The 21908-nt window shown below is 61.7% G+C and carries 16 protein-coding genes; 5 read left to right on the top strand and 11 right to left on the bottom strand.

What is annotated here, in order from left to right; translation table 11 throughout:
* Window positions 1–32: 32 nt before the first annotated feature.
* From AD662_RS02995 to amaB, 3 genes are all read right to left on the bottom strand, one after another.
* Window positions 33–1169, bottom strand: a complete 1137-nt coding sequence (locus AD662_RS02995) for a branched-chain amino acid ABC transporter substrate-binding protein (RefSeq protein ID WP_018606268.1) — start codon at window positions 1167–1169, stop codon at window positions 33–35.
* A 370-nt stretch (window positions 1170–1539) separates the two neighbouring features.
* Complete coding sequence (gene amaA / locus AD662_RS02990; RefSeq protein WP_053185355.1) at window positions 1540–2823, bottom strand: L-pipecolate oxidase; 1284 nt, start codon at window positions 2821–2823, stop codon at window positions 1540–1542.
* 158 nt (window positions 2824–2981) lie between these two features.
* Window positions 2982–4472, bottom strand: coding sequence for an L-piperidine-6-carboxylate dehydrogenase (gene amaB, locus AD662_RS02985; RefSeq protein ID WP_018606272.1), 1491 nt, complete (start codon window positions 4470–4472; stop codon window positions 2982–2984).
* Between the two features lie 178 nt (window positions 4473–4650).
* Between amaB and AD662_RS02980 the strand changes: the two genes are divergently transcribed.
* From AD662_RS02980 to nadE, 3 genes are all read left to right on the top strand, one after another.
* Window positions 4651–5559, top strand: coding sequence for a LysR family transcriptional regulator (locus tag AD662_RS02980; protein WP_018606274.1), 909 nt, complete (start codon window positions 4651–4653; stop codon window positions 5557–5559).
* A 276-nt stretch (window positions 5560–5835) separates the two neighbouring features.
* The gene (gene pncB / locus AD662_RS02975) at window positions 5836–7062 is read left to right on the top strand and encodes a nicotinate phosphoribosyltransferase (protein ID WP_018606276.1); all 1227 of its coding nucleotides are present in this window, start codon (window positions 5836–5838) and stop codon (window positions 7060–7062) included.
* Window positions 7063–7066: 4 nt separating this feature from the next.
* Window positions 7067–7894, top strand: coding sequence for an ammonia-dependent NAD(+) synthetase (gene nadE / locus AD662_RS02970; RefSeq protein ID WP_024617377.1), 828 nt, complete (start codon window positions 7067–7069; stop codon window positions 7892–7894).
* 1005 nt (window positions 7895–8899) lie between these two features.
* Here nadE and azu read toward each other — a convergent pair.
* The gene (gene azu / locus AD662_RS02965; protein ID WP_053185350.1) at window positions 8900–9346 is read right to left on the bottom strand and encodes an azurin; all 447 of its coding nucleotides are present in this window, start codon (window positions 9344–9346) and stop codon (window positions 8900–8902) included.
* 342 nt (window positions 9347–9688) lie between these two features.
* On the opposite strand from azu, the gene AD662_RS02960 reads away from it, so the two are divergent.
* Both AD662_RS02960 and AD662_RS02955 read left to right on the top strand, forming a co-directional pair.
* Window positions 9689–10276, top strand: coding sequence for a cytokinin riboside 5'-monophosphate phosphoribohydrolase (locus AD662_RS02960; RefSeq protein WP_018604315.1), 588 nt, complete (start codon window positions 9689–9691; stop codon window positions 10274–10276).
* Between the two features lie 68 nt (window positions 10277–10344).
* Complete coding sequence (locus AD662_RS02955) at window positions 10345–10533, top strand: hypothetical protein (protein WP_018604316.1); 189 nt, start codon at window positions 10345–10347, stop codon at window positions 10531–10533.
* Between the two features lie 73 nt (window positions 10534–10606).
* On the opposite strand, the gene AD662_RS28035 is transcribed toward AD662_RS02955, so the two are convergent.
* The 7 genes from AD662_RS28035 to AD662_RS02920 form a co-directional block, all read right to left on the bottom strand.
* Complete coding sequence (locus AD662_RS28035) at window positions 10607–10744, bottom strand: NUDIX hydrolase (protein WP_235862360.1); 138 nt, start codon at window positions 10742–10744, stop codon at window positions 10607–10609.
* A gap of 148 nt (window positions 10745–10892) precedes the next feature.
* A complete protein-coding gene (locus tag AD662_RS02945) occupies window positions 10893–11786 on the bottom strand; it encodes a transglutaminase family protein (protein ID WP_014336318.1) in 894 nt (297 codons plus the stop codon).
* On the bottom strand, window positions 11786–14272 hold the full coding sequence (locus tag AD662_RS02940; RefSeq protein ID WP_018604319.1) for a circularly permuted type 2 ATP-grasp protein: 2487 nt from the start codon (window positions 14270–14272) through the stop codon (window positions 11786–11788). Before AD662_RS02940 ends, AD662_RS02945 begins: the two co-directional genes overlap by 1 nt.
* A gap of 262 nt (window positions 14273–14534) precedes the next feature.
* Complete coding sequence (locus AD662_RS02935) at window positions 14535–17828, bottom strand: transglutaminase family protein (RefSeq protein WP_053185342.1); 3294 nt, start codon at window positions 17826–17828, stop codon at window positions 14535–14537.
* Between the two features lie 174 nt (window positions 17829–18002).
* On the bottom strand, window positions 18003–18464 hold the full coding sequence (locus AD662_RS02930) for a hypothetical protein (RefSeq protein WP_053185340.1): 462 nt from the start codon (window positions 18462–18464) through the stop codon (window positions 18003–18005).
* Complete coding sequence (gene ssp4 / locus AD662_RS02925; RefSeq protein ID WP_024618453.1) at window positions 18461–19387, bottom strand: Ssp4 family T6SS effector; 927 nt, start codon at window positions 19385–19387, stop codon at window positions 18461–18463. Before ssp4 ends, AD662_RS02930 begins: the two co-directional genes overlap by 4 nt.
* Window positions 19388–19599: 212 nt before the next feature.
* Entirely contained in the window at window positions 19600–21900 is a 2301-nt protein-coding gene (locus tag AD662_RS02920; protein ID WP_018604326.1) for a YgiQ family radical SAM protein, read from the bottom strand.
* Window positions 21901–21908: the final 8 nt, after the last annotated feature.

Below are 21908 nucleotides of genomic sequence, written 5' to 3'. Positions count from 1 at the left end.
GCCCTAGAAGGCTTGGACGGTCGTTTCAGCCCTTACTTCTGTTTTTCCAACTGGTGATATTTGCCGTCCTTGTCCCACTGGTAGACCACGTAGTCGGAGACTTTCAAGTCGCCCTTGGTGTCCCACTCCTTCTTGCCCATCACGGTCTGGACGGGGTTGGCCTTGAGCCACTTGGCCGCGTCTTCGCCTTTGTTGGACTTGGCGCCATTGAAACCGGCGGCCAGGGCCTGGACCGAAGCGTAGGCGTACAGGGTGTAGCCTTCAGGCTCGGTGCCGTTCTTGCGGAACTCTTCAACCACGACCTTGCTGTCTGGCAGCAGGCGCGGGTCGGCACCGAAGGTCATGTACACGCCATCGACGTATTGCGCGCCGCCGGCGGTGGTGACCAGCTCGTCGGTCACGATGCCATCGTCGGACATGAACTTAACGTCCTTGAGACCTTGCTCACGCAACTGGCGAACCAGCGGGCCGGCTTCCGGGTGCAGACCACCGAAATAGACCACGTCGGCACCGGCCGAACGGATCTTGGTGACCACGGCGCTGAAGTCTTTCTCGCCGCGGGTCAGGCCTTCGTACAGCACCTCCTTCACGCCACGCTTGGCCAGTTGTGCCTTGGTGGCATCCGCCAGGCCTTGGCCGTAGGTGTCCTTGTCGTGCAGCACAGCCACTTTCTTGCCCTTGAGCACGTCAACGATGTAGTCGCCTGCCACGATGCCCTGCTGGTCGTCACGACCGCACATGCGGAACATTGCGCTCAGGCCACGCTCGGTGACCTGTGGGTTGGTGGAGCCCGGGGTGATGGCGATGATGCCGGCTTCGTCGTAGACCTCGGAGGCCGGGATGGTATTGGACGAGCAGAAGTGCCCGACCACGCCGATCACCTTGTCCTGGTCGACCAGGCGGTTGGCCACGGCCACGGCCTGCTTGGGTTCGCAGGCGTCGTCGCCAGCGACCAGTACGATCTTCTCACCGTTGACGCCGCCGGCCTTGTTGATGGCATCGGCTGCCGCCTGGGCACCTTTCATGTACTGCTCGCCAAATGCAGCGTTGGCGCCGGTCATCGGCCCCGCCACACCAAATTTCACATCAGCTTGAGCAAACGCAGAAACACCCAACGCAGCTGCCACTGCGAGGGCCAGGAAACCTTTCTTGTAAAACGTCTGGGACATGAGGTGGTGCTCCAAGGTTTTTTTTAGTTGGCACTGCGACTTCATTTCACTGAAAAGCTCAGAGCAAGGGCCGTGCCATCGGTTTTTTATTCTGAAAAAAGTCGCTGCTTTATTGTTATTTCGACTGTTTCGAGCCCTTTTTCATAGGGCGTGCAACCGTCTAAACCGCACGAGGTGCAACCTTTTATTTAAATAGGTGAAACCCTCCGTGAGCCATCATTGCAACCATCGCACGAAACGGCGTGCAACCACTGTGTAACAACCCGCGTCACCGAACTGCACACTGTCGGTGCGCGATTGCTACAACCCGCACCATAACAGGCTAGACGCTACGCCGGAAAAAGCGGGTTCCAGTAACAATTTTCAACACTCAAATGACGATCCGCAGGCACTGGCCCGCGTGATACAGCGAGAAGCCCGCCTCATACAAGCAACTGCGCAACCCCACCCCGGCCACCGGCTGCATGGGGGCGAACGGGATCGGCAGGGCCTGGGCATCGCCGTGGCACAGGTAGTCGGCGAACGCCTTGCCGACCACAGTACCGGTGGTCACGCCCCGGCCGTTGTAGCCGGTCACGGCCACCAGCCCGGGGGCCGGTTCGAACAGGCGCATCAAGTGATCGGGGGTGAAGGCAATGCAACCGGTCCAGGTGCACTCCCACTCCACCGACTTGAGATAAGGAAAGTAATGCTGCTGCACCCGGTCGGCCCAAGCCTTGAGGAACCAGGTCGGCTTGCGGTTGCCATTGCCCAGGCTGCCCAGCAGCAAACGGCCATCCTTGTCCCGGCGGATGCTGCTCAACACCTGGCGGGTATCCCACGAGCCCTGCCCGCCCGGCAGAATGCGTCGGGCGGCCTCGTCAGTCAGCGGGGCCGAAGCGACCTGATAGTAATAACCGGGGAAGAAATTTCGCCGCAGTTCGGTCCAGTCGCCCTCGGTGTAGGCGTTGGAGGCGATCACCACCTGCTCGGCCAGCACCGAACCCTGGGCAGTCTGCACCGACCAGCGCTGGCCTTGGCGTTCCAGGCGCGTCACCGGTGAATGGTCGAACAACTGGCCGCCAAGGTCTGTGGCCGCCTTGGCCAACCCGCTGGTGTAGGCCATCGGGTTGAGCGTGCCGGCGCGACGGTCGAGCAATGCCGCAGCGATTTTCGACGTGCCGGTGGCATCGACACAGGCCTGGCCGGTGAGCAATTCCACCGGGGCACCGCGGCGCTTCCATTGCGCTTCACGACTGCGCAGGTCGGCCTCGCCCCGGGCGTTATGGGCCATGTGCAGGGTGCCTTCGCGGCGCAGTTGGCAATCGATGTTGTATTTATCGATGAGGCTGAACACCAGGGCCGGCGCGGCCCCCAGCATGCGGTTGAGCTGGCTGCCCACCGCCTCGCCGAACCCGGCCTCGATGTCATCCGGCGGGATCCACAGGCCGGCGTTGACCAACCCGACGTTACGCCCCGATCCACCATGCCCGGCCCGATGAGCCTCCAGCACAACCACGCGCTTGCCTTGTTCGAGCAAATGTACCGCCGCCGACAGCCCGGTAAAACCCGCGCCGATCACGCAGACATCGGCCGTGACTTCACCGGTGAGCGCGCTGTTTTCAGGCCTTTGCGGCGTCAGTTTTTCCCACAGACATTCTTCGCGTAACGGCATTGCCAGACTCCGAAAAAGAAACCCAACCACCACACCCTTTCATTTGTGGGAGCGAGCTTGCTCGCGATGACGGTTTATCTACCGATATTGATGTCGGCTGATTCGACGCTATCGCGAGCAAGCTCGCTCCCACATGGGATCACCGCTTGGCTCAAGCCTTAATCAAAGGTAATCCCCTGCGCCAACGGCAACTCCAGCGAGTAGTTCACGGTGTTGGTCTGGCGGCGCATGTAGCCGCGCCAGGCGTCGGAGCCGGATTCGCGACCGCCGCCGGTTTCTTTTTCGCCACCGAATGCGCCGCCGATCTCGGCGCCGCTCGGGCCGATGTTGACGTTGGCGATGCCGCAGTCGCTGCCCACGGCCGACATGAATTGCTCGGCTTCACGCACGTCGGTGGTGAAAATGCAGGACGACAGGCCCTGGGGCACGGAATTGTTCAGGTGCAAGGCCTCGGCAAAATCCTTGTAGCCGACCACGTACAGGATCGGTGCGAAGGTTTCGTGGCGCACCACATCGCTCTGCTCGGGCATCTCGACGATGGCCGGCGAGACGTAATAGGCATTCGGGAACTGGTCTTCAAGCTGGCGCTTGCCACCAAACACGCGCCCGCCCTCACTCAAGGCCTGCTCCAGCGCATCCTGCATGCTGTCGAAGCTGTGCTTGTCGATCAGCGGCCCGACCAGGTTGCCTTCCAACGGATGGCCGATACGCACTTTCGAATAGGCGGCCTTGAGGCGGGTGACGATTTCTTCCTTCACCGATTCATGGGCAATCAGCCGGCGCAGGGTGGTGCAACGCTGGCCGGCGGTGCCGACGGCGCTGAACAGGATGGCGCGCACGGCCATGTCCAGGTCGGCGCTCGGTGCCAGGATCATGGCGTTGTTGCCGCCCAGTTCCAGGATGCTGCGGGCAAAACGCGCGGCGACTTTCGGTGCCACTTCACGACCCATGCGGGTGCTGCCGGTGGCGCTGATCAAGGCCACGCGCGGGTCATCCACCAGCGCTTCACCAGCATCGCGACCACCGATGATCACCTGGCTCAGGTACGGCGGTGCGTCACTGAAGTTCTTCAGCACGCGCTCGAACAACGCCTGGCACGCCAGGGCGGTGAGCGGGGTCTTTTCCGACGGCTTCCAGATCACCGCGTTGCCGCACACCAGGGCCAGCGTGGTGTTCCAGGCCCAGACCGCCACCGGGAAGTTGAAGGCACTGATCACCCCAACCACACCCAGCGGATGCCAGGACTCACGCATGTGGTGGCCAGGACGCTCGGAGGCGATGGTCAGGCCGTACAGCTGGCGGGACAGGCCGACGGCGAAGTCGCAGATATCGATCATTTCTTGCACTTCACCCAGGCCTTCCTGGGTGATCTTGCCGGCTTCCCACGACACCAGCTCGCCGAGGTCGGCCTTGTATTCACGCAACAGGTCGCCAAATTGACGCACCAGCTCGCCGCGACGCGGGGCCGGCACCTTGCGCCACAGGTCGAAGGCGTGTTCGGCACGGCTGACCTGCTGCTCGACTTCAGCCGCGCCTTCCCAGTTCACGGCGCCGATACGGCTGCCATCAATGGGCGAATGCACCGGTTGTGTGCCGTTCTGGTACAAGGCCGAGTCGACGCCCAAGCGATCAAGCAATGCAGCAACCATGGAAAATTTCCTCACACGAAAAACAAAGGATTGGCAGCCGGACGAATGCGACTGATCAGACCTGTAGTTGTAGCTGGCCTGAGTCTTGCCAACAAACGACCTTTAAGCGAGATATCATTCCGTTTATTCATGCTGGCCATGACCGGATAAGCAGAGCGACAAGAAATAAGGCCTCATCATGCTCAATAAACGCTATTTACCGTCGATCACGGCGCTGCAGTGCTTCGAAGCAGTGACCCGCCACCTGAGCTTCACCCGCGCCGCCGAAGAGCTGAACCTGACCCAGAGCGCCGTCAGCAAACAGGTCGCGCAACTGGAAGAGTTGCTGCAGCACTTGCTGTTTCGACGCGTGCGCCGACGCTTGCAACTGACGCCAGCTGGAGACTTGTACCTGGGGGAAGTGCGAAAAATCCTCACGCAGGTGGAGATGTCTACCCATTACCTGCGTTCCTACGGCGGCGATACCGAAGTCCTGCGCGTGTCCACGCCTCCGACCTTCGGCGCCCGTTGGCTGGTCCCACGCTTGAAGGGCTGGCGGTTGCGGCATCCGACCATTCACCTGGACCTGTGCAGCGAGCAGGAAGCCGATGACTTGCTGCAAGGGCGCAGCGACCTGGCGTTCTATTTCGGCCAAGGCTCGCGACCCGGCACCGAATCCCTGAAGCTGTTTGGCGAAGAACTGGTGCCGGTCTGTGCGCCCGGCAGCCTGCCTGAGCAGCCCTTCACCGACCCGACCCAACTGGCCGAGCTGGTGCTGCTGCAAAACGCCTCGCGCCCCCAAGCCTGGCACGACTGGTTCGACCACCAGGGCTACCACACCGAACACAGCTACCACGGGCCGCGCTTCGAAACCTTCTACATGTGCATCCGCGCCGCCCAGGTCGGCTGCGGCGTCGCCCTGCTGCCGCGGTTTCTGGTGGAAGAAGAACTGGCCGACGGCAAACTGGTCATCCCCTGGCCGCACGCGATGCCCAGCACCAACGCCTATTACCTGGCCTATCCGGAACATTCGGCGGAAGTGCCCAAGGTGCGGCTTTTTGTGGAGTGGATGCTGGAGCAGATCGACAACCCGGATATACCGGCATAACCCGACGCGAACCTGTGGGAGCAAGGCTTGCCCGCGAAGAACGCACCACGGTCTCCCGGAAACCGAGTCGCCTGTATCGCGGGCAAGCCTTGCTCCCACAGCGGGGCGGGGCGACGTTTCGATAAATCCCCTCGCCACAAATAGCTCTTCTTAGCCGAAAAAGCCCCAGTGACCAAAAAAAACTGGCAATCATCATGAGTGATATGCGCCACTAGCCCTTTCACTACAAACCGCCGAACTTCGCTACCCTCGGCTGCGGCCTGTCTGGAGAACCCTATGAGCGAGAGCGTATTTGCCGATCGTATCGTGCAGAACCTGCTCGACACCGACTTCTACAAACTGACGATGATGCAGGCGGTGTTGCACAACTACCCCAACGTCGAAGTCGAATGGGAATTCCGCTGCCGCAACAGCGAAGACCTGCGCCCCTACCTGGCAGAGATCCGCTTTCAGATCGAGCGCCTGGCCGAGCTGAGCCTGAGCGCCGACCAGTTGGGTTTCCTGGAGCGCATCAGTTTTCTGAAGCCGGACTTCCTGCGTTTCCTGGGGCTGTTTCGCTTCAACCTGCGCTACGTGCACACGGGTATCGAAAACGGCGAGCTGTTCATCCGCCTGCGCGGGCCGTGGCTGCACGTCATTCTGTTCGAAGTGCCGCTGCTGGCCATTGTCAGCGAGGTGCGCAATCGTTATCGCTACCGTGAAATAGTCCTGGAACAGGCCCGCGAGCAGTTGTATTGCAAGTTCGACTGGCTGAGCGCCAACGCCAGCGCCGAAGAACTGTCCGAATTGCAAGTCGCGGACTTCGGCACCCGCCGCCGCTTTTCCTTCCGCGTCCAGGAAGAAGTGGTCAACGTGCTCAAGCATGACTTCCCCGGGCGTTTCGTCGGCACCAGTAACGTGCACCTGTCCCGGGAGTTGGACATGAAGCCCCTGGGCACCATGGCCCATGAGTGGATCATGGCCCACCAGCAATTGGGCCCGCGGCTGATCGACAGCCAGATCGCTGCCCTCGATTGCTGGGTGCGCGAGTACCGAGGCCTGCTGGGGATCGCCCTGACCGATTGCATCACCATGGACGCCTTCCTCAAGGACTTCGATCTGTTCTTCGCCAAGCTGTTCGACGGTTTGCGCCACGACTCGGGCGACCCGGTGATCTGGGCTGAAAAAGCCATTGCCCACTACCACAAGCTTGGCATCGACCCGATGAGCAAGACCCTGGTGTTTTCCGATAGCCTGACACTACCCAAATGCCTGGAGATTTTTCGGGCATTGCGTGGTCGCATTAATGTCAGCTTCGGTATTGGCACCAACCTGACCTGCGACATTCCGGGTGTCGAGCCCATGAGCATCGTGCTTAAAATGATCAGCTGTGCCGGGCAACCCGTGGCCAAGATTTCAGACGAGCCCGGCAAGACCCACTGCAAGGATCCGAATTTCGTCGCCTACATGCGACACGTTTTCCAAGTACCTGCCGCCCTTCCAGACACATCAAGCAAGGAGTGAATTCATGCAAGCCGTACAGCGTGAGATTGCTGAACAGCTCAAGGTCCAGCCACCGTTCGCCGATGACGCCGCCCTCAAGGCCGAAATCGCCCGGCGGGTGGACTTTATCCAGGATTGCCTGGTCAACTCCGGCCTCAAGTCCCTCGTACTGGGCATCAGCGGTGGCGTCGATTCGTTGACCGCCGGGCTGCTGGCCCAACGCGCCATGCGCGAACTGCGGGAGAAAACCGGTAACGCCGCCTACAAGTTCATCGCCGTGCGCCTGCCGTACGAAACCCAGTTCGACGAACATGAAGCGCAAGCCTGCGTGGACTTCATCGACCCGGACGAGCGCCATACCGTCAACATCGGTCCAGCGGTCAAGGCCTTGGCCGATCAAGTCGCGGCGTTCGAAGGCAAGGCAGCGCTCTCGCGGGATTTCGTGCTGGGCAATACCAAGGCGCGGATGCGCATGGTGGCGCAATACACCATCGCGGGCACCGAGCACGGCCTGGTGATCGGCACCGACCATGCCGCCGAAGCGGTGATGGGTTTCTTCACCAAGTTCGGTGATGGCGCTTGTGACTTGGCCCCGCTCAGCGGCCTGGTGAAAAACCAGGTCCGGGCCATCGCCCGTGACTTTGGCGCGCCGGAGTCGCTGGTGGAAAAAGTCCCCACCGCCGACCTTGAGGACCTGTCGCCAGGCAAGCCGGATGAAGCCTCCCACGGTGTGACCTACGCCGAGATCGATGCGTTCCTGCATGGCGAGCCTGTGCGGGACGAGGCGTTCAGGATCATTTGCGAGACCTATCGCAAGACTGAGCACAAGCGGGTGATGCCTTATGCCCCGTAACGGGTAATCACTGTGGGAGCGAGCTTGCTCGCGATAGCTGAGAGGCGTGGGTTGGTGTGTATATCCGTTATTTAGGTAACGGCTACTTAGGGTTCCGCTCTTACAGCGGGTCACTTTTGGAAGAGCGCCAAAAGTAACCAAAAGCGCTCTGCCCCACCACTCGGCACCTCGCTTAGGCTCGGTGTGCCCGAACGCAGGCATTGCTCCGTGGGCCCGCCGCGAAGGGCCATCCATGGCCCAGCGCGGCTATCCCGGCATCCATGCCGGGATGCCCACTCCACAATGCCTGCGTTCGGCCAGCGTGGTTTAACGGGGCGTCCAGATCAAGATCCAAAGCAAAGCAAGGCAAGAGCAAGAGCAAGAGCAAGAGCAAGAGCAAGAGCGGGGCTTATGCCGGCATCTATGTGGCTGAGCCACCGCTATCGCGAGCAAGCTCGCTCCCACATTGGATCTTCCGTAGAGACAATATTTATGTGCATCCAGAGCCCCCTGTGGGAGCGAGCCTGCTCGCGAAGAGGCCGGCACATCCAACATCTTCATTGACTGGGACACCGTCATCGCGAGCAAGCTTTGCTCCCACAGATCTAATGGGTGTACGACCGCAAGAGCCAGGTCGGCTATCAGGCCGCCTCGCGGTGGACGTTGATCTCGGGCGCCCCATTAACCACGATGGCTGAACGAAGGTGTTGCGCAGTGGGCAACCCGGCATGGATGCCGGGTTAGCCGCGCTGGGCCATGGATGGCCCTTCGCGGCGGCCCACGGAGCAATGCCTTCGTTCAGGCATGCCGAGCCTAGGCGAGGCACCGAGTGGTGGGGCAAAAGCGTTTTGCTTACTTTTGCGCTTCTCAAAAGTGAGCCGCTGTAAGAGCGGAACCATAACCCGCCGTTACGCAAAAAACGGATATACACACCAAAGCAACTAAACACCGAGCTTTCTAAAAAACCAAAAAAAACGGCACTTCCCATTTCTGAAAGAAGCGCCGCTTTTTTGTGCCTGAAGCTGATTACTTCAGGGTAACGGTGCCTTTCATCATCGAGATGTGGCCCGGGAACGAGCAGAAGAAGCCGTACTTCTCGGAAGCATTGAGCTTCGACACATCGAAGGTCACCGAGTCGCTTTCCTTGGCACCAATGAGTTTGGTGTGGGCGATGATGCGTGCATCACCTTCCGGCAGGTAGTTCTTGTCGACGCCTGCTGGCAAACCAGCCGTGGCAATCGGCTGCATGTCAGCCTCCTTGCTCAGTACCCAGTTATGGCCCATGACGTTTTTCGGCAAGTTGCCCGAGTGAGTCAGCTCGACGGTGAACGTCTTGCAGCTCTTGTCGATCTCGATGGCCTTGGTGTTGAAGGACATCTGGTCGGTCGAGTCGATGGTGGTCTTGCACTCCGCTGCCATCAGTTGGCTGCTGGCCAGCGTCAACAGGGATACTGCAACAAGTTTGGCAAACATTGTGAATCTCCAAGGCATGGTTAACAAAAATCCGTCAAAGGGAAAGACTGCCTGAATTTCAGACAAGTTCCTATGACCTGAATCAAAGATTGTATACAACTTAAGGCTATCAGCCTGATGGACACAATCAACCAGCCAGAGGGAGGACACCGCTCTATGATCAGCCTCACCACCTCTCGGGAGCGCCCATCATGAACGTCAACAGCCTGTTATGCAGCTTGCTCGCCGCCTACGCCTGCGGCGCCAGTGGCACCTACGAAAAACCCCAGCGCGAGGTTTAAGTCCTTTGCGCAGCATAGGCCAGGCTTTACTCTGGAGGGGTAACTGACCACGGAGTAAAGCATGTCCATCGCGTCTGTTTGTGTATTTTGCGGCGCCAGCACCGGCACCGATCCAGCGTATCGTGAAGCGGCGCAGGCCCTGGGCCGGGCGTTGGCGGAACGAAAATTGACCCTGGTCTACGGCGGCGGGGCCGTCGGCCTGATGGGTATCGTCGCCGACGCGGCCCTGGCCGCCGGCGGCGAGGTCATCGGCATCATCCCGCAAAGCCTCAAGGACAAGGAGATCGGCCACAGCGGCCTGACCCGCCTGGAAGTGGTGGACGGCATGCACGCCCGCAAGGCGCGCATGGCTGAACTCAGCGATGCCTTCATCGCCCTGCCCGGCGGCCTCGGCACGCTGGAGGAGTTGTTCGAGGTCTGGACCTGGGGCCAGCTCGGCTACCACGGCAAACCGCTGGGGCTGCTGGAAGTGAACGGCTTCTACAGCAAGCTCACCGCTTTTCTCGATCATATCGTCGGCGAAGGCTTCGTCCGCGCGCCCCATCGTGACATGCTGCAAGTGAGCGAATCAGCGCAGAACCTGCTCGATGCGCTGGACGAATGGCAACCGTCAGTGCAGCCAAAGTGGGCCGAACAAAAACCCAGCTAACGGCTCGGCCCCGATACAGGGCAGAATATGCGCCGCTCAACCTCACCTTCGACCCCAGAGGATCGCCCATGGCCAAACCCAATTATTCCTTCGCCAAACGTCAGAGAGACTTGGCCAAGGAGCAGAAGAAAGAGGAAAAGCTGCAGCGCAAGAAAGCCACAGCTGAAGAAGAAGCCGCACTGACCCCGGATACCGAAGGCGAAGTAGCAGCAGAAGATGATGTTGATGCACCGAAAGATCAGGCACCCGAGGCCTGATACCCCCAGGGCCCGATGATCCGATCCGGCCCCCCGGTTTTGTGTCCTGGGCCGGCAGTCCCACTGCCGGCCCTCACAATCCCAGCGTCTTGATAATCGACAGGCGATAGCCTGCAGGTAGATTGGCCGGCAATTGGTCCGGCTCGAACAACCCGATCTGCTTGTGCTCATGGCTGATCATCGGCACAAAACCGCCCAGCAACTCATCCATATGACACACAATCTGTGGGAGCCGAACCCTGTGGGAGCCGAGCTTGCTCGCGATGAGGGCGACACGGTTCAACTGCAAAAACGCGTCATCGTTCATCGCGAGCAAGCTCGGCTCCCACAGGCTCGCTCCCACATTTTCCACACAGCGCTCATGACTCCAGCGGCATCACCGTCACCCGCACCTCGGGATCATGATTGCCACCCCCCAGGATCACCCCCCGCAGCGGCGACACATCGGAAAAATCCCGGCCCCAGGCCAGGGTGATGTGTTCCAGGGCCGGCTGGACGTTGTTGGTCGGGTCGAAGTCCACCCACCCCAACACCGGGCAATACACCGAGACCCAGGCATGGGACGCATCGGCGCCAATAAGCCGTGGCTGGCCGGGTGGCGGCTGGGTCAGCAGGTAGCCGCTGACGTAACGCGCCGCCAGACCGCGCGAGCGCACGCAGGCCAGCATCAGATGGGCAAAGTCCTGGCATACGCCCCGCCGCCGCTCCAGCACCTCCACCAGCGGCGTCGCCACCTGGGTCGCCTCGGCATCGAAGGTGAACTCTTCGAAGATCTTCTCCATCAGCGCTCGAACGCCAACCATCAGCGGTCGCCCCGGCGGGAAGCAACTTTCGGAAAACTCGACGAAGCTGCGCTTGAGGTGCACATACGGCGACTCGAAACGATAACGGCACGCCTCCAGCAATGGTGCCGCCAGTGGCCGGCCACTGTAGCTCAGCGCGTTGCAGGTCGATTCCCAGGCCGGGGACAGGTCGAAATCCAGCGCGGGGCGCGCCAGCACTTCGACGCTCAAGCGAGCATTGACCAGCAACTCGTCATGGGGCCGTTCGAAGGCCAGCCGGGTCAGCGGGTTGCCAAACACATCCAGCTCATCGCGACGAGTCGTCGGCTCCGGGCTGATCAGCAACTGCTGTTCGGTGCAACGCTGCCAGTCACAGGCGCGCGGCCACAGGTGAGCAAGCTGCTGGGCCAGGGACACCGGGCTGTCGTAGTGGTAATGGGTGTCGTGGAGGATCTGGTAACGAGCGCTCATCAGACGGACACCGTGCGTTGGCTGACGTCATCGACGTGGGCGAAATGGCGCAAGGCCAGGCGATCGGACACCTGGCCACCGACATCGGCCACTTCCTGCAACAGGTCGGCCAGCCCATCAAGTGCTGCGCGCAGGCTGGCTTCGCCAAACAGGGGGTTTTCCAGGCAACGCAAGTCAAAGCGAGAAAGACGCGTCACCAATTCTGGCAAGGCCGTTTCCTTCGGTGCGCCAAAATCGTCGTTCAGGCGTTTGAGCGTGCGGGCCACCAGCTTTAACTGGAAAAGCACCGCGTGGGGGTTCTGTTCGTCCAGCAACAACAGGTCCAGCACCGGGATCAGTTGCGCCACCGCCAGGTAGCGCGAACGGTAGGTGATGCTGCTGTTGCCCAGTTCCAGCAGCCACTCCAGCCCGGCCTGGTCGAACACTGCATCGCTGCGCAAAAACGCCGCCAGGCTGCCGCTGAGGAACTGCAAGCGTTCCAGGCGTCGGCCAATCATCAAGAAGCGCCAGCCCTCGTCGCGGGTCATGTCGTCCAAGGCAAAACCAGACAACGCCGCCAGGGACATCACTAGCCGATTGAGGAAATCCAGCAACTCACCGAAATCCGGCTCCTCGGTTTCCAGCTCCATCGCTTCGCGCTGCAACTCCACCAGCGCCTGCCAGTTCTCCCGGGACAGCTTGCCGCGAACCTGCGAGGCCGCCCACTGCAAGCGCTGCAGGTTGGAGCGCAGGCTGAACGACCAGTCGTCCCCCAACAGCGCCGCCAGCAAACGCTCGTGCAGCTCGCCCTCTTCAGGCAGCAGCATCAGGCTTTCACCCAGGGACACCGCCGACTGCAGGGCCTGCGGGTCATCGCCATCGACATAACGCCCCAGCATGATCCGCAGCAGCCGCGCGCTGTCGTCGCAACGCTCGCAGTAGCGGCCGAACCAGAACAGGTTTTCCACCACCCGCGAAGGCAGGTACGGATCGCGTCGAACCAGGTCGTGGACCCCCACGGTTCGCTGGGCCTTCCATTGTTCACCGCCGGGCGCCTGCTCGCCCAGCACCCAGGTGTCCTTGCTGGCGCCACCACGTTGCATCGACACCACCTCGGCGTCGGCCTCGGCGGCCACGCGGGTCAGGCCACCCGACAGCACCCGATAATCATCCTTCCCGGACACGGCATACACGCGCATGCCGATGGCCCGAGGCTGGATGTGCCCGTCTTCGGCCTGCCAGACCGGGGCCTGGGACAGTTGCGCCAACTCCTGGGCGACATAGGCATAGGGCCGTGCCTGCATGCGCGCCGCCAGTTGGCTGCGCTGCTTCTCGCTCAGGTCGCGGCCGAACACCGGGCTGAAGCTCTGGGAAGGAAATGCCGGCTTGATCAACAGCTGCGGCAATTTCTCCAGGGCCTGGGCCAGCACCGGCGGTTCACCGCACCACCAGGTGGCGATGGACGGCAGTATCAATTCCTCACCGAACAGGTACTGGTTGATCTTCGGCAGGAACCCCAACAGGCCCGGTGACTCCAGCACGCCACTGCCCAGGGCATTGGCCACCAGCACCCGGCCCTGGCGCACCGCTTCCAACAACCCCGGCACGCCGAGGGCCGAATCGGTACGCAGCTCCAGGGGGTCGCAGAAATCGTCGTCGAGCCGGCGCATGATGGCGTGGACCCGGCGCAGGCCACTGAGGGTCTTGAGGTAGACCGTGGCGTCCCGCACGGTCAGGTCGCCTCCCTCTACCAGCGGATAGCCGAGCTGGCGCGCCAGATAAAGATGTTCGAAATAACTTTCGTTGAACCGCCCCGGCGTCAACAGCACCACCAGTGGCGACTCACCGTCGCTGGGGGCCTGTCTTGCCAGGGTTTCCTGCAAGGTGCGGAAAAACCCGGACAAGTGCCGCACCTTCAAGTCGCGATACAAATCGGGGAAGGCGCGGGAAACGATCATGCGATTTTCCAGCGCATAACCGGCCCCCGAAGGCGCCTGGGTCCGATCCGCCGTGACCCACCAACGGCCATCGGGCGTGCGCGCCAGATCCACCGCATACAAGTGCAGGAAGCTGCCGTCCGGTGGCGCGATGCCCTGGCAGGGCCAAAGGAAATTGTTGTGCCCGAATACCAGCTCTGCCGGCAGCAGCCCTTCGCTGATCAGCCGCTGTGGCCCATACAGGTCGGCCAGCACCGCATTGAGCAGCCGCGCACGCTGGGCGATCCCGGCCGACAGATGTTTCCATTCCTGCGGGTCGATCACGTGGGGCAGCAGGTCCAGCTCCCACGGCCGGTCGGCGCCCTTCGGATCGGCGTAGACGTTATAGGTGACACCGTTTTCCTGGATCTGCCGAGCCAGCAGCGCCTGACGCTGGATCAGGTGAGCCGGCGTGCTGCGCTGCAACTGATCGAACAACCGCCGCCAGTGCGGACGCACCGCACCGCTGTCGTCCAACAGTTCGTGATAGGTGCCCGTCGTCAGCGGGTAACGGTCAAGCAGGTCAGGCATGGAAAGCTCGGCAGACGGCAATAAAAGGTGAGACTAGCGCAAGCGCATGACGCCCGGATAGGTGTGTTTTATGTTGGGTCCGGCCTGGGTTTTCAGACTGCAATCATCGTGGCGAGGGGATTTATCCCCGCTGGGCTGCGCAGCAGCCCCCAAACCAGGCAACTCGGTGTGCCAGGAAGATTGAGCTAACTGCTTTAGGGCTGCTGCGCAGCCCAGCGGGGCGGTGCGACGTTTCGCTAAATCCCCTCGCCACAAGGGCCACCTAGCGCTTTAACGCTCCTGGAAAACGTCGCAGATCGAGTGTGAGCGGAAACTCGTCATCCACTGCCAGGCTGGGTGTCGGAAGTTTCCCAGGCGTGTGTCCGATACGGAAGAAACGCGCCATCCGCCGGCTTTCGGCCTCGTTGGCATTCACCGGCAGGCTGTCGTAGTTGCGCCCGCCCGGATGGGCCACGTGATACTGGCAGCCGCCCACGGAACGTTGCATCCAGGTGTCGAGCAAATCGAAGACCAGCGGCGCATGCACCGGGATGGTCGGTTGCAGGCAGTTGGCCGGTTGCCAGGCGCGGAAACGCACCCCGGCGACGAACTCGCCGACCCGACCAGTGGGTTGCAACGGCACCGGCACGCCATTGCAGGTCAGCAGGTAGCGTTGCGGCGCCAGGCCGCTGAGCTTGACCTGCAAGCGCTCCAGGGAGGAATCCACATAACGCACGGTGCCGCCCACCGCGCCCTCTTCCCCCAGCACATGCCAAGGCTCGAGGGCTTGGCGCAATTGCAGCTCGATGCCGCTGACCGCGTAATCGCCCACCTTGGGGAAACGGAACTCCAGGTGCGCGGCGAACCACTCGGCCCGCAGCGGGTAGCCGGCGGCGTTCAGCTCATGGATGACGTCGGCAAAATCCTGCTCGATAAAGTGCGGCAACAGGAAACGGTCATGCAGCTCGGTGCCCCAGCGCGCCAGTTTCGCCGGCGCATAAGGCTCACGCCAGAACCGCACCACCAGCGCCCGCAGCAGTAATTGCTGGGCCAGGCTCATGCGGGCGTGGGGTGGCATCTCGAAAGCACGCAACTCCAACAAGCCGAGACGCCCGGTGGCGCCGTCCGGCGAATAGAGCTTGTCGATGCAGAATTCGGCACGGTGCGTATTGCCGGTCACGTCGATCAACAGGTTGCGCAACAGGCGATCGACCAACCACGGCGGGCATTCCTCGCCGGGCTGTGGCATTTGCGCGAAAGCGATTTCCAGTTCGTACAACGCGTCGTTGCGCGCCTCGTCCACGCGAGGCGCCTGGGAGGTCGGGCCGATGAACAATCCGGAAAACAGGTAGGACAATGACGGATGGTTATGCCAGTAACTGATCAGGCTGCGCAGCAGGTCGGGACGCCGCAGAAACGGTGAGTCAGCCGGTGTCGCGCCACCCAGTACGAAATGGTTACCACCGCCGGTGCCCGTGTGCCGGCCATCGATCATGAATTTCTCGGTGGTCAGTCGGGTCTGTCGCGCCTCTTCGTATAGAAACTCAGTGCGCTCGACCAACTCATCCCAGGTCGCCGAGGGTTGCACGTTGACCTCGATCACACCCGGGTCGGGGGTGATGCGGAAATTGCCCAGGCGCGGGTCGCTCGGCGGCTCGTAGCCCTCCAACAGCACCGGACAGTGCAGCTCCTCAGCCGTCGCCTCGATGGCGCTGACCAGTTCCAGGTAATCCTCGACCCGCTCCAGTGGCGGCATGAACAGGTACAGGCGGCCATCGCGGGCCTCGGCACAGAAGGCGGTGCGGGTCAGCCAGTCGGCGGATTTGTCGATCTCCGGGACACGCTCCTGCTCGGCCGCCGGCTCGCCGTGACGCGCCAGTTGCTCGGTGCCGGGCAGCTCGGGCAAGTCCTGGTTCGGGTCGGTGGGGTGGATGAACGGGTACTCGGCCGCCGTCACCCATGGCTGGGACGCCAGTGGCAAGCGATAGCCCAGGGGCGAATCCCCTGGCACCAGGCGGCAGTGACTGTCACGCAGATACCAGCGACCGCTTTGCCACTGATCGCCCTTGGCGGTACGGGCCAGCGGCAGGACCTGGCCGATGACCTTGTCCAGGCCCTGGCTGAAGACCTTGCGCAACCGTGCACGCTCCAGGGCGTCCTCCAGACGTGGGTCCTCGGCCGTGACATTCGAAGGCAATGCACCTTCGCGCCAGAGGTAATAGAAGTTGTCTTCGTAGGCCGGAAACACGAACCGCGCAGGAATTTTCAAACGCTCGGCAACGCTCGCCAGGAAACGCCCGGCCAGTTCGCCATCGGCGCCGTAGTCCTCCTGCTCATCGGCGATCAACGCGCTGTTGTGCCAGATCGGCACCCCGTCGCGCCGCCAATAGCAGTTGAGCGACCAGCGCGGCAATTGTTCGCCGGGGTACCACTTGCCCTGGCCGAAATGCACCAGCCCCTTGGGCGCATAGTGATTGCGCATGCGCTGGAACAGCTCGGCGGAGAGCCGGCGTTTATCCGGCCCGAGTGCCGCGGTGTTCCACTCGGCACCGTCCGGGTCATCGATGGAGACAAAGGTCGGTTCGCCACCCATGGTCAGGCGCACGTCGCCCTCCAACAGGTCGGCATCGATCTGGCGCCCCAGCGCCTGGATCGCCAGCCACTGTGCGTCGGTGTAAGGCTTGGTCACCCGTGGCGCTTCCCAGACCCGCTCGACGGACATTTCATGGCTGAACTCACACTCGCAAGGCTCCACCAAACCACTGATCGGTGCCGCCGAGGACGGATCGGGACTGCACGCCAACGGGATGTGGCCTTCACCGGCGAACAACCCGGACGTCGCATCCAGGCCGATCCAGCCGGCACCGGGCAGGTAGACCTCGCACCAGGCATGCAGGTCGGTGAAGTCCACGTCAGTGCCAGACGGGCCATCGAGACTTTTCACATCAGCGGTCAACTGGATCAGGTAACCGGAGACAAACCGCGCAGCCAGGCCGAGGTTGCGCAACAGCTGCACCAACAACCAGGCCGAGTCGCGGCAGGAACCGGAGGCGTGCTCCAGCGTATGCTCCGGGGTCTGCACGCCCGGCTCCATGCGGATCAGGTAGTTGATGTCTTCGCTCAGGCGCTGGTTGAGCGCCACCAGGAAATCCACCGCGGGCAACGGCGTGCGGTCGATCCCGTCCAGATAAGCCTGGAACCTCGGCGTCAGCGGCAGGGTTTCCAGGTAAGGCGCCAGCTCCTTGCGCTCGTCGGCCGCGTAGGCGAACGGAATCTTTTCGGCGTAGGGCTCGAGGAAGAAGTCGAACGGATTGAACACCGCCATTTCCGCCAACAAATCGACCTCTATTCGCATCTCCCGGGTTTTCTCGGGAAACACCAACCGCGCCAGGTAATTGCCCTGGGGGTCCTGCTGCCAGTTGATGAAATGCTGCTCGGGCGAAACCTTCAGCGCATAGGAAAGAATCCGCGTGCGGCTGTGGGCCGCCGGGCGCAGGCGAACGATCTGCGGGCCGAGTTCGACGGCGCGGTCGTAGCGGTAATGCGTGACGTGATGCAATGCGACATGGATCGACACGACGTGCCTCCTGCGAGCCTGGGCGTTATCGAAAGCGGCGCAAGACTTATGCCATGCAGGCAGGCCGGACACTTTCTTTATCTACTCAAGGCAGTAGAGCACTAAAAACGCGCGCTGCCCGAATTCATCTGCAAAGCAATGCACATAAATGCGGCGCCGGCAGCGCGAATCGACTCAGCGACGCAGGCGTGATGCCTTGGCGGCCTGGATGATCAGCGCGCGTTGGCGGCGGATGTCGACGAGTTTGCTGCGCATCTCCCGATGGCGCTTGCTGTTGAGCAGCAAGAGCCCCAGCAGTGGCAATAACACCGCGAATAGGTACACGCCCTGATGCGGCCGATACGCGAACGTCGGCAGCACCGCCGCCAGACAGGCCAGGAAATACCCCGCCACCCACCAGACCGCCCAGGCGCGCCCGCGAGCAATCAAGAGGTTGCCCAAGACCAGAACGATCACCAGGGCCAAAGTGCCGAGCCCGACATAGTCGGTCCTGGCTGACGGCTCCAGGGCACGCCAATAAGTGGTCCCGGCCAACACAAGCAGCGTGGACCCGGAAAAGCAGCCCAGCAGGATCGTCCCCATGAAAACCGGAAAATAACGGGCGAGAAATGATTTCAGCGATCCGCCACCGATCATTCCGTGAACTCCTCATATAGGCCGACGGCCACGGTCTTCACATGGCCGCCGCCGGTATAACTGCCGATAACGCCCAGGGCGCCACCCAACGAGTCCTTGATCTGAGTCAGGGTCGCGTGGCGGATTTCAGCGGAGGAATAACGTTTGGGCACGGCCCCCGCGCGTTGCTGCAACTTGAGTAGCTTCGCCGTCAGGCTCGGGTCCTTGAGCGTCAACAGCTCCTTGGTCAGCTTGCTTCGCTCTTGCCGATTCAGGCCCTTGAGCAACTGATACCAACTCTTTCCAGTGCCGGCCGCTTTGTTGGCCTTGAGCAGCCGGACAGTCGTCAGCGCCGAGCCACCGACACCCACCAGGGAAACCCCGTCAAGGATCGGCGACACGATGTTGTACCAGTCCGCGTCATTCATCTCATCGTTGCCGGTCGGATTGGTCAGCTCATTGGCCACCCGCATCCCGCCAATGACGCATTGCGCGGTGCTGGCCGTCGCGGCAGCGGCGCCCAGGGCAACGACAAAGGCACTTGCCCCCGCCGTAAAGGGCACGGCGACGCTTCCACTGAACACCACCACCCAACCAATCACAGCGGCGACACAGGACAAGCCGGCATTGGTTGCTTCAAGCCCAAGCTTGGACTCGCGCGGGCTGCTTTTTACCTGATCGATGAATTGCTGCGGTGCGATGTATTTTTTCGCCTCGCGCAGAATGATGCGCTTGGGCGCGATGCTGCAAATCGGCTTGAATTCGCGCAGGACCACTACGTTGAACTCAGCATCGATATACACCACACCCGCGCCGACGATGCTTGGATCGGCATCAATGGCGGCGAACAGCCGTGGCAGGTTGATTTGGCTTTCAATGCGGCGGCGGGCCATCATCTGGGAGATGCTGTTGTCCATGCCGATGCCGGGTAACGGAGTGCTCATATGAATCGTCCTTGAGAATCGGAGGGTGAGACGTTATCCACACTGAACCCTGTGGCGAGGGGATAAATCCCCTCGCCACAAGAGCGATGTGTCCGGCGTTGTTGTGCCTATTGACGGGAATTGGCGGGCGCCACGATAACAAACGGCCAGCACCGCCGCTAGAAAGCAAAACGCCAGCACTTAGGCTGGCGTTTTACGAGGTGGCAGGGCGATCAGCGCGGCACGACAGGCTTGCGCGCCGGTTTCGGTCCTTTGCCCTTGGCGGCGTCCTTGCGCTCCTTGGCAGCCTGTTGGTTGCGGGCGAATGCCGCGGCCTTGGCTTGCTCGCGCTTGTCCCATGCGTTGCCACCATCGCTGGCACGCGGCGGCAGGCCGGTGTGCTGGGTCAGGATCTTGGTGGTTTCCTTGCCCACCTTGTGGCTGCCGGCTGGCGTCGAATTCTTGCGACGGGCGCTCTGGTAGCTGTCGGTGGACGGCTGGTGCAACGGAATCAATTGGTTCTTGCCCGGCCCGATCAGGTCGGCGCGGCCCATGCGGGTCAGCGCTTCGCGCAGCATCGGCCAACCCTTGGGGTCGTGATAACGCAGGAAGGCCTTGTGCAGACGGCGCTGCTCCTCGCTCTTGACGATGGTCACCGCGTCGCTCTTGTAGGTGACCTTGCGCAGCGGGTTCTTGCCCGAGTGGTACATCGCCGTGGCCGTGGCCATTGGCGACGGATAGAACGCCTGCACCTGGTCGGCGCGGAAGCCGTTGCCCTTGAGCCACAGCGCCAGGTTCATCATGTCTTCGTCGGTGGTGCCCGGGTGAGCGGCGATGAAGTACGGAATCAGGTACTGCTCTTTCCCGGCTTCCTTGGTGTACTTCTCGAACATCCGCTTGAATTTGTCATAGCTGCCGATGCCCGGCTTCATCATCTGGTTGAGCGGGCCTTCCTCGGTATGCTCCGGAGCGATCTTCAGGTAACCGCCGACGTGGTGGGTCACCAGCTCCTTGACGTATTCCGGCGACTCGACCGCCAGGTCGTAACGCAGGCCAGAGGCAATCAGGATCTTCTTCACCCCAGGCAAGGCCCGGGCGCTGCGGTACAGCTGGATCAGCGAAGAATGGTCGGTGTTCAGGTTCGGGCAGATGCCGGGGAACACGCACGATGGCTTGCGGCACGCGGATTCGATTTCCGGGCTCTTGCAGGCAATGCGATACATGTTCGCGGTCGGGCCGCCGAGGTCGGAAATGACTCCGGTGAAACCCGGGACCTTGTCGCGGATCTCTTCGATCTCGCGAATGATCGACTCTTCGGAACGGTTCTGGATGATCCGGCCTTCGTGCTCGGTGATCGAGCAGAACGTGCAGCCACCGAAGCAGCCACGCATGATGTTCACCGAGAAACGGATCATCTCGTAGGCCGGGATCTTCTCCTTGCCGTACGCCGGATGGGGGACGCGTGCGTAAGGCATGCCAAACACGTAGTCCATTTCTTCGGTGGTCATCGGAATGGGCGGCGGGTTGAACCAGACATCGACTTCGCCGTGCTTCTGCACCAGGGCGCGAGCATTGCCTGGGTTGGTTTCCAGGTGAAGCACACGGTTGGCGTGGGCGTAGAGCACCGCGTCGCCACGGACCTTTTCCACCGATGGCAGACGGATCACGGTTTTGTCGCGGGTCATTTTCGGGCTCGCCAGGATCTGTACGACCTTGGCTTCGCTCGGGTCTTCAACCGGACCCTTCTCCTGCTCGATGGCGCAGGCTTGAGTGTCCTGGGTGTTGACGTACGGGTTGATGATCTTGTCGATCTTGCCCGGACGGTCGATGCGCGTGGAGTCGACTTCGTACCAGTCTTTCGGCGTATCACGACGGATGAAGGCCGTACCGCGCACGTCGGTGATGTCTTCGATCTTGTGGCCGTAGGACAGGCGCTGGGCGACTTCGACAATCGCCCGCTCGGCATTGCCGTAGAGCAGGATGTCGGCGCAGGCGTCGATCAGGATCGAGTTGCGGACACGGTCCTGCCAGTAATCGTAGTGAGCGATACGGCGCAGCGACGCTTCGATACCACCCAGAACGATCGGCACATGCTTGTAGGCCTCCTTGCAGCGCTGGCTGTAGACCAGGCTCGCCCGATCCGGCCGTTTGCCCGCCATGCCACCCGGGGTGTAGGCGTCGTCGGAGCGAATTTTCTTGTCAGCGGTGTAGCGGTTGATCATCGAGTCCATGTTGCCGGCCGCGACACCGAAAAACAGGTTGGGCTCGCCAAGCTTCATGAAGTCGTCTTTGGACTGCCAGTTCGGCTGGGCAATGATCCCGACGCGAAAGCCCTGGGCTTCCAGCAAACGGCCAATGATCGCCATGCCGAACGACGGGTGATCGACGTAGGCATCACCGGTCACGATGATGATGTCGCACGAATCCCAGCCGAGCTGATCCATCTCCTCCCTGCTCATGGGCAGGAACGGCGCCGGGCCGAAACATTCGGCCCAGTACTTGGGATAGTCAAATAACGGCTTGGCTGCTTGCATGTCGATAA

Source organism: Pseudomonas kilonensis (assembly GCF_001269885.1).
Taxonomy (GTDB): domain Bacteria; phylum Pseudomonadota; class Gammaproteobacteria; order Pseudomonadales; family Pseudomonadaceae; genus Aquipseudomonas; species Aquipseudomonas kilonensis.
The sequence above is the reverse complement of the archived record's forward strand: the minus strand, read 5'-3'. Positions and strand labels throughout refer to the sequence as shown.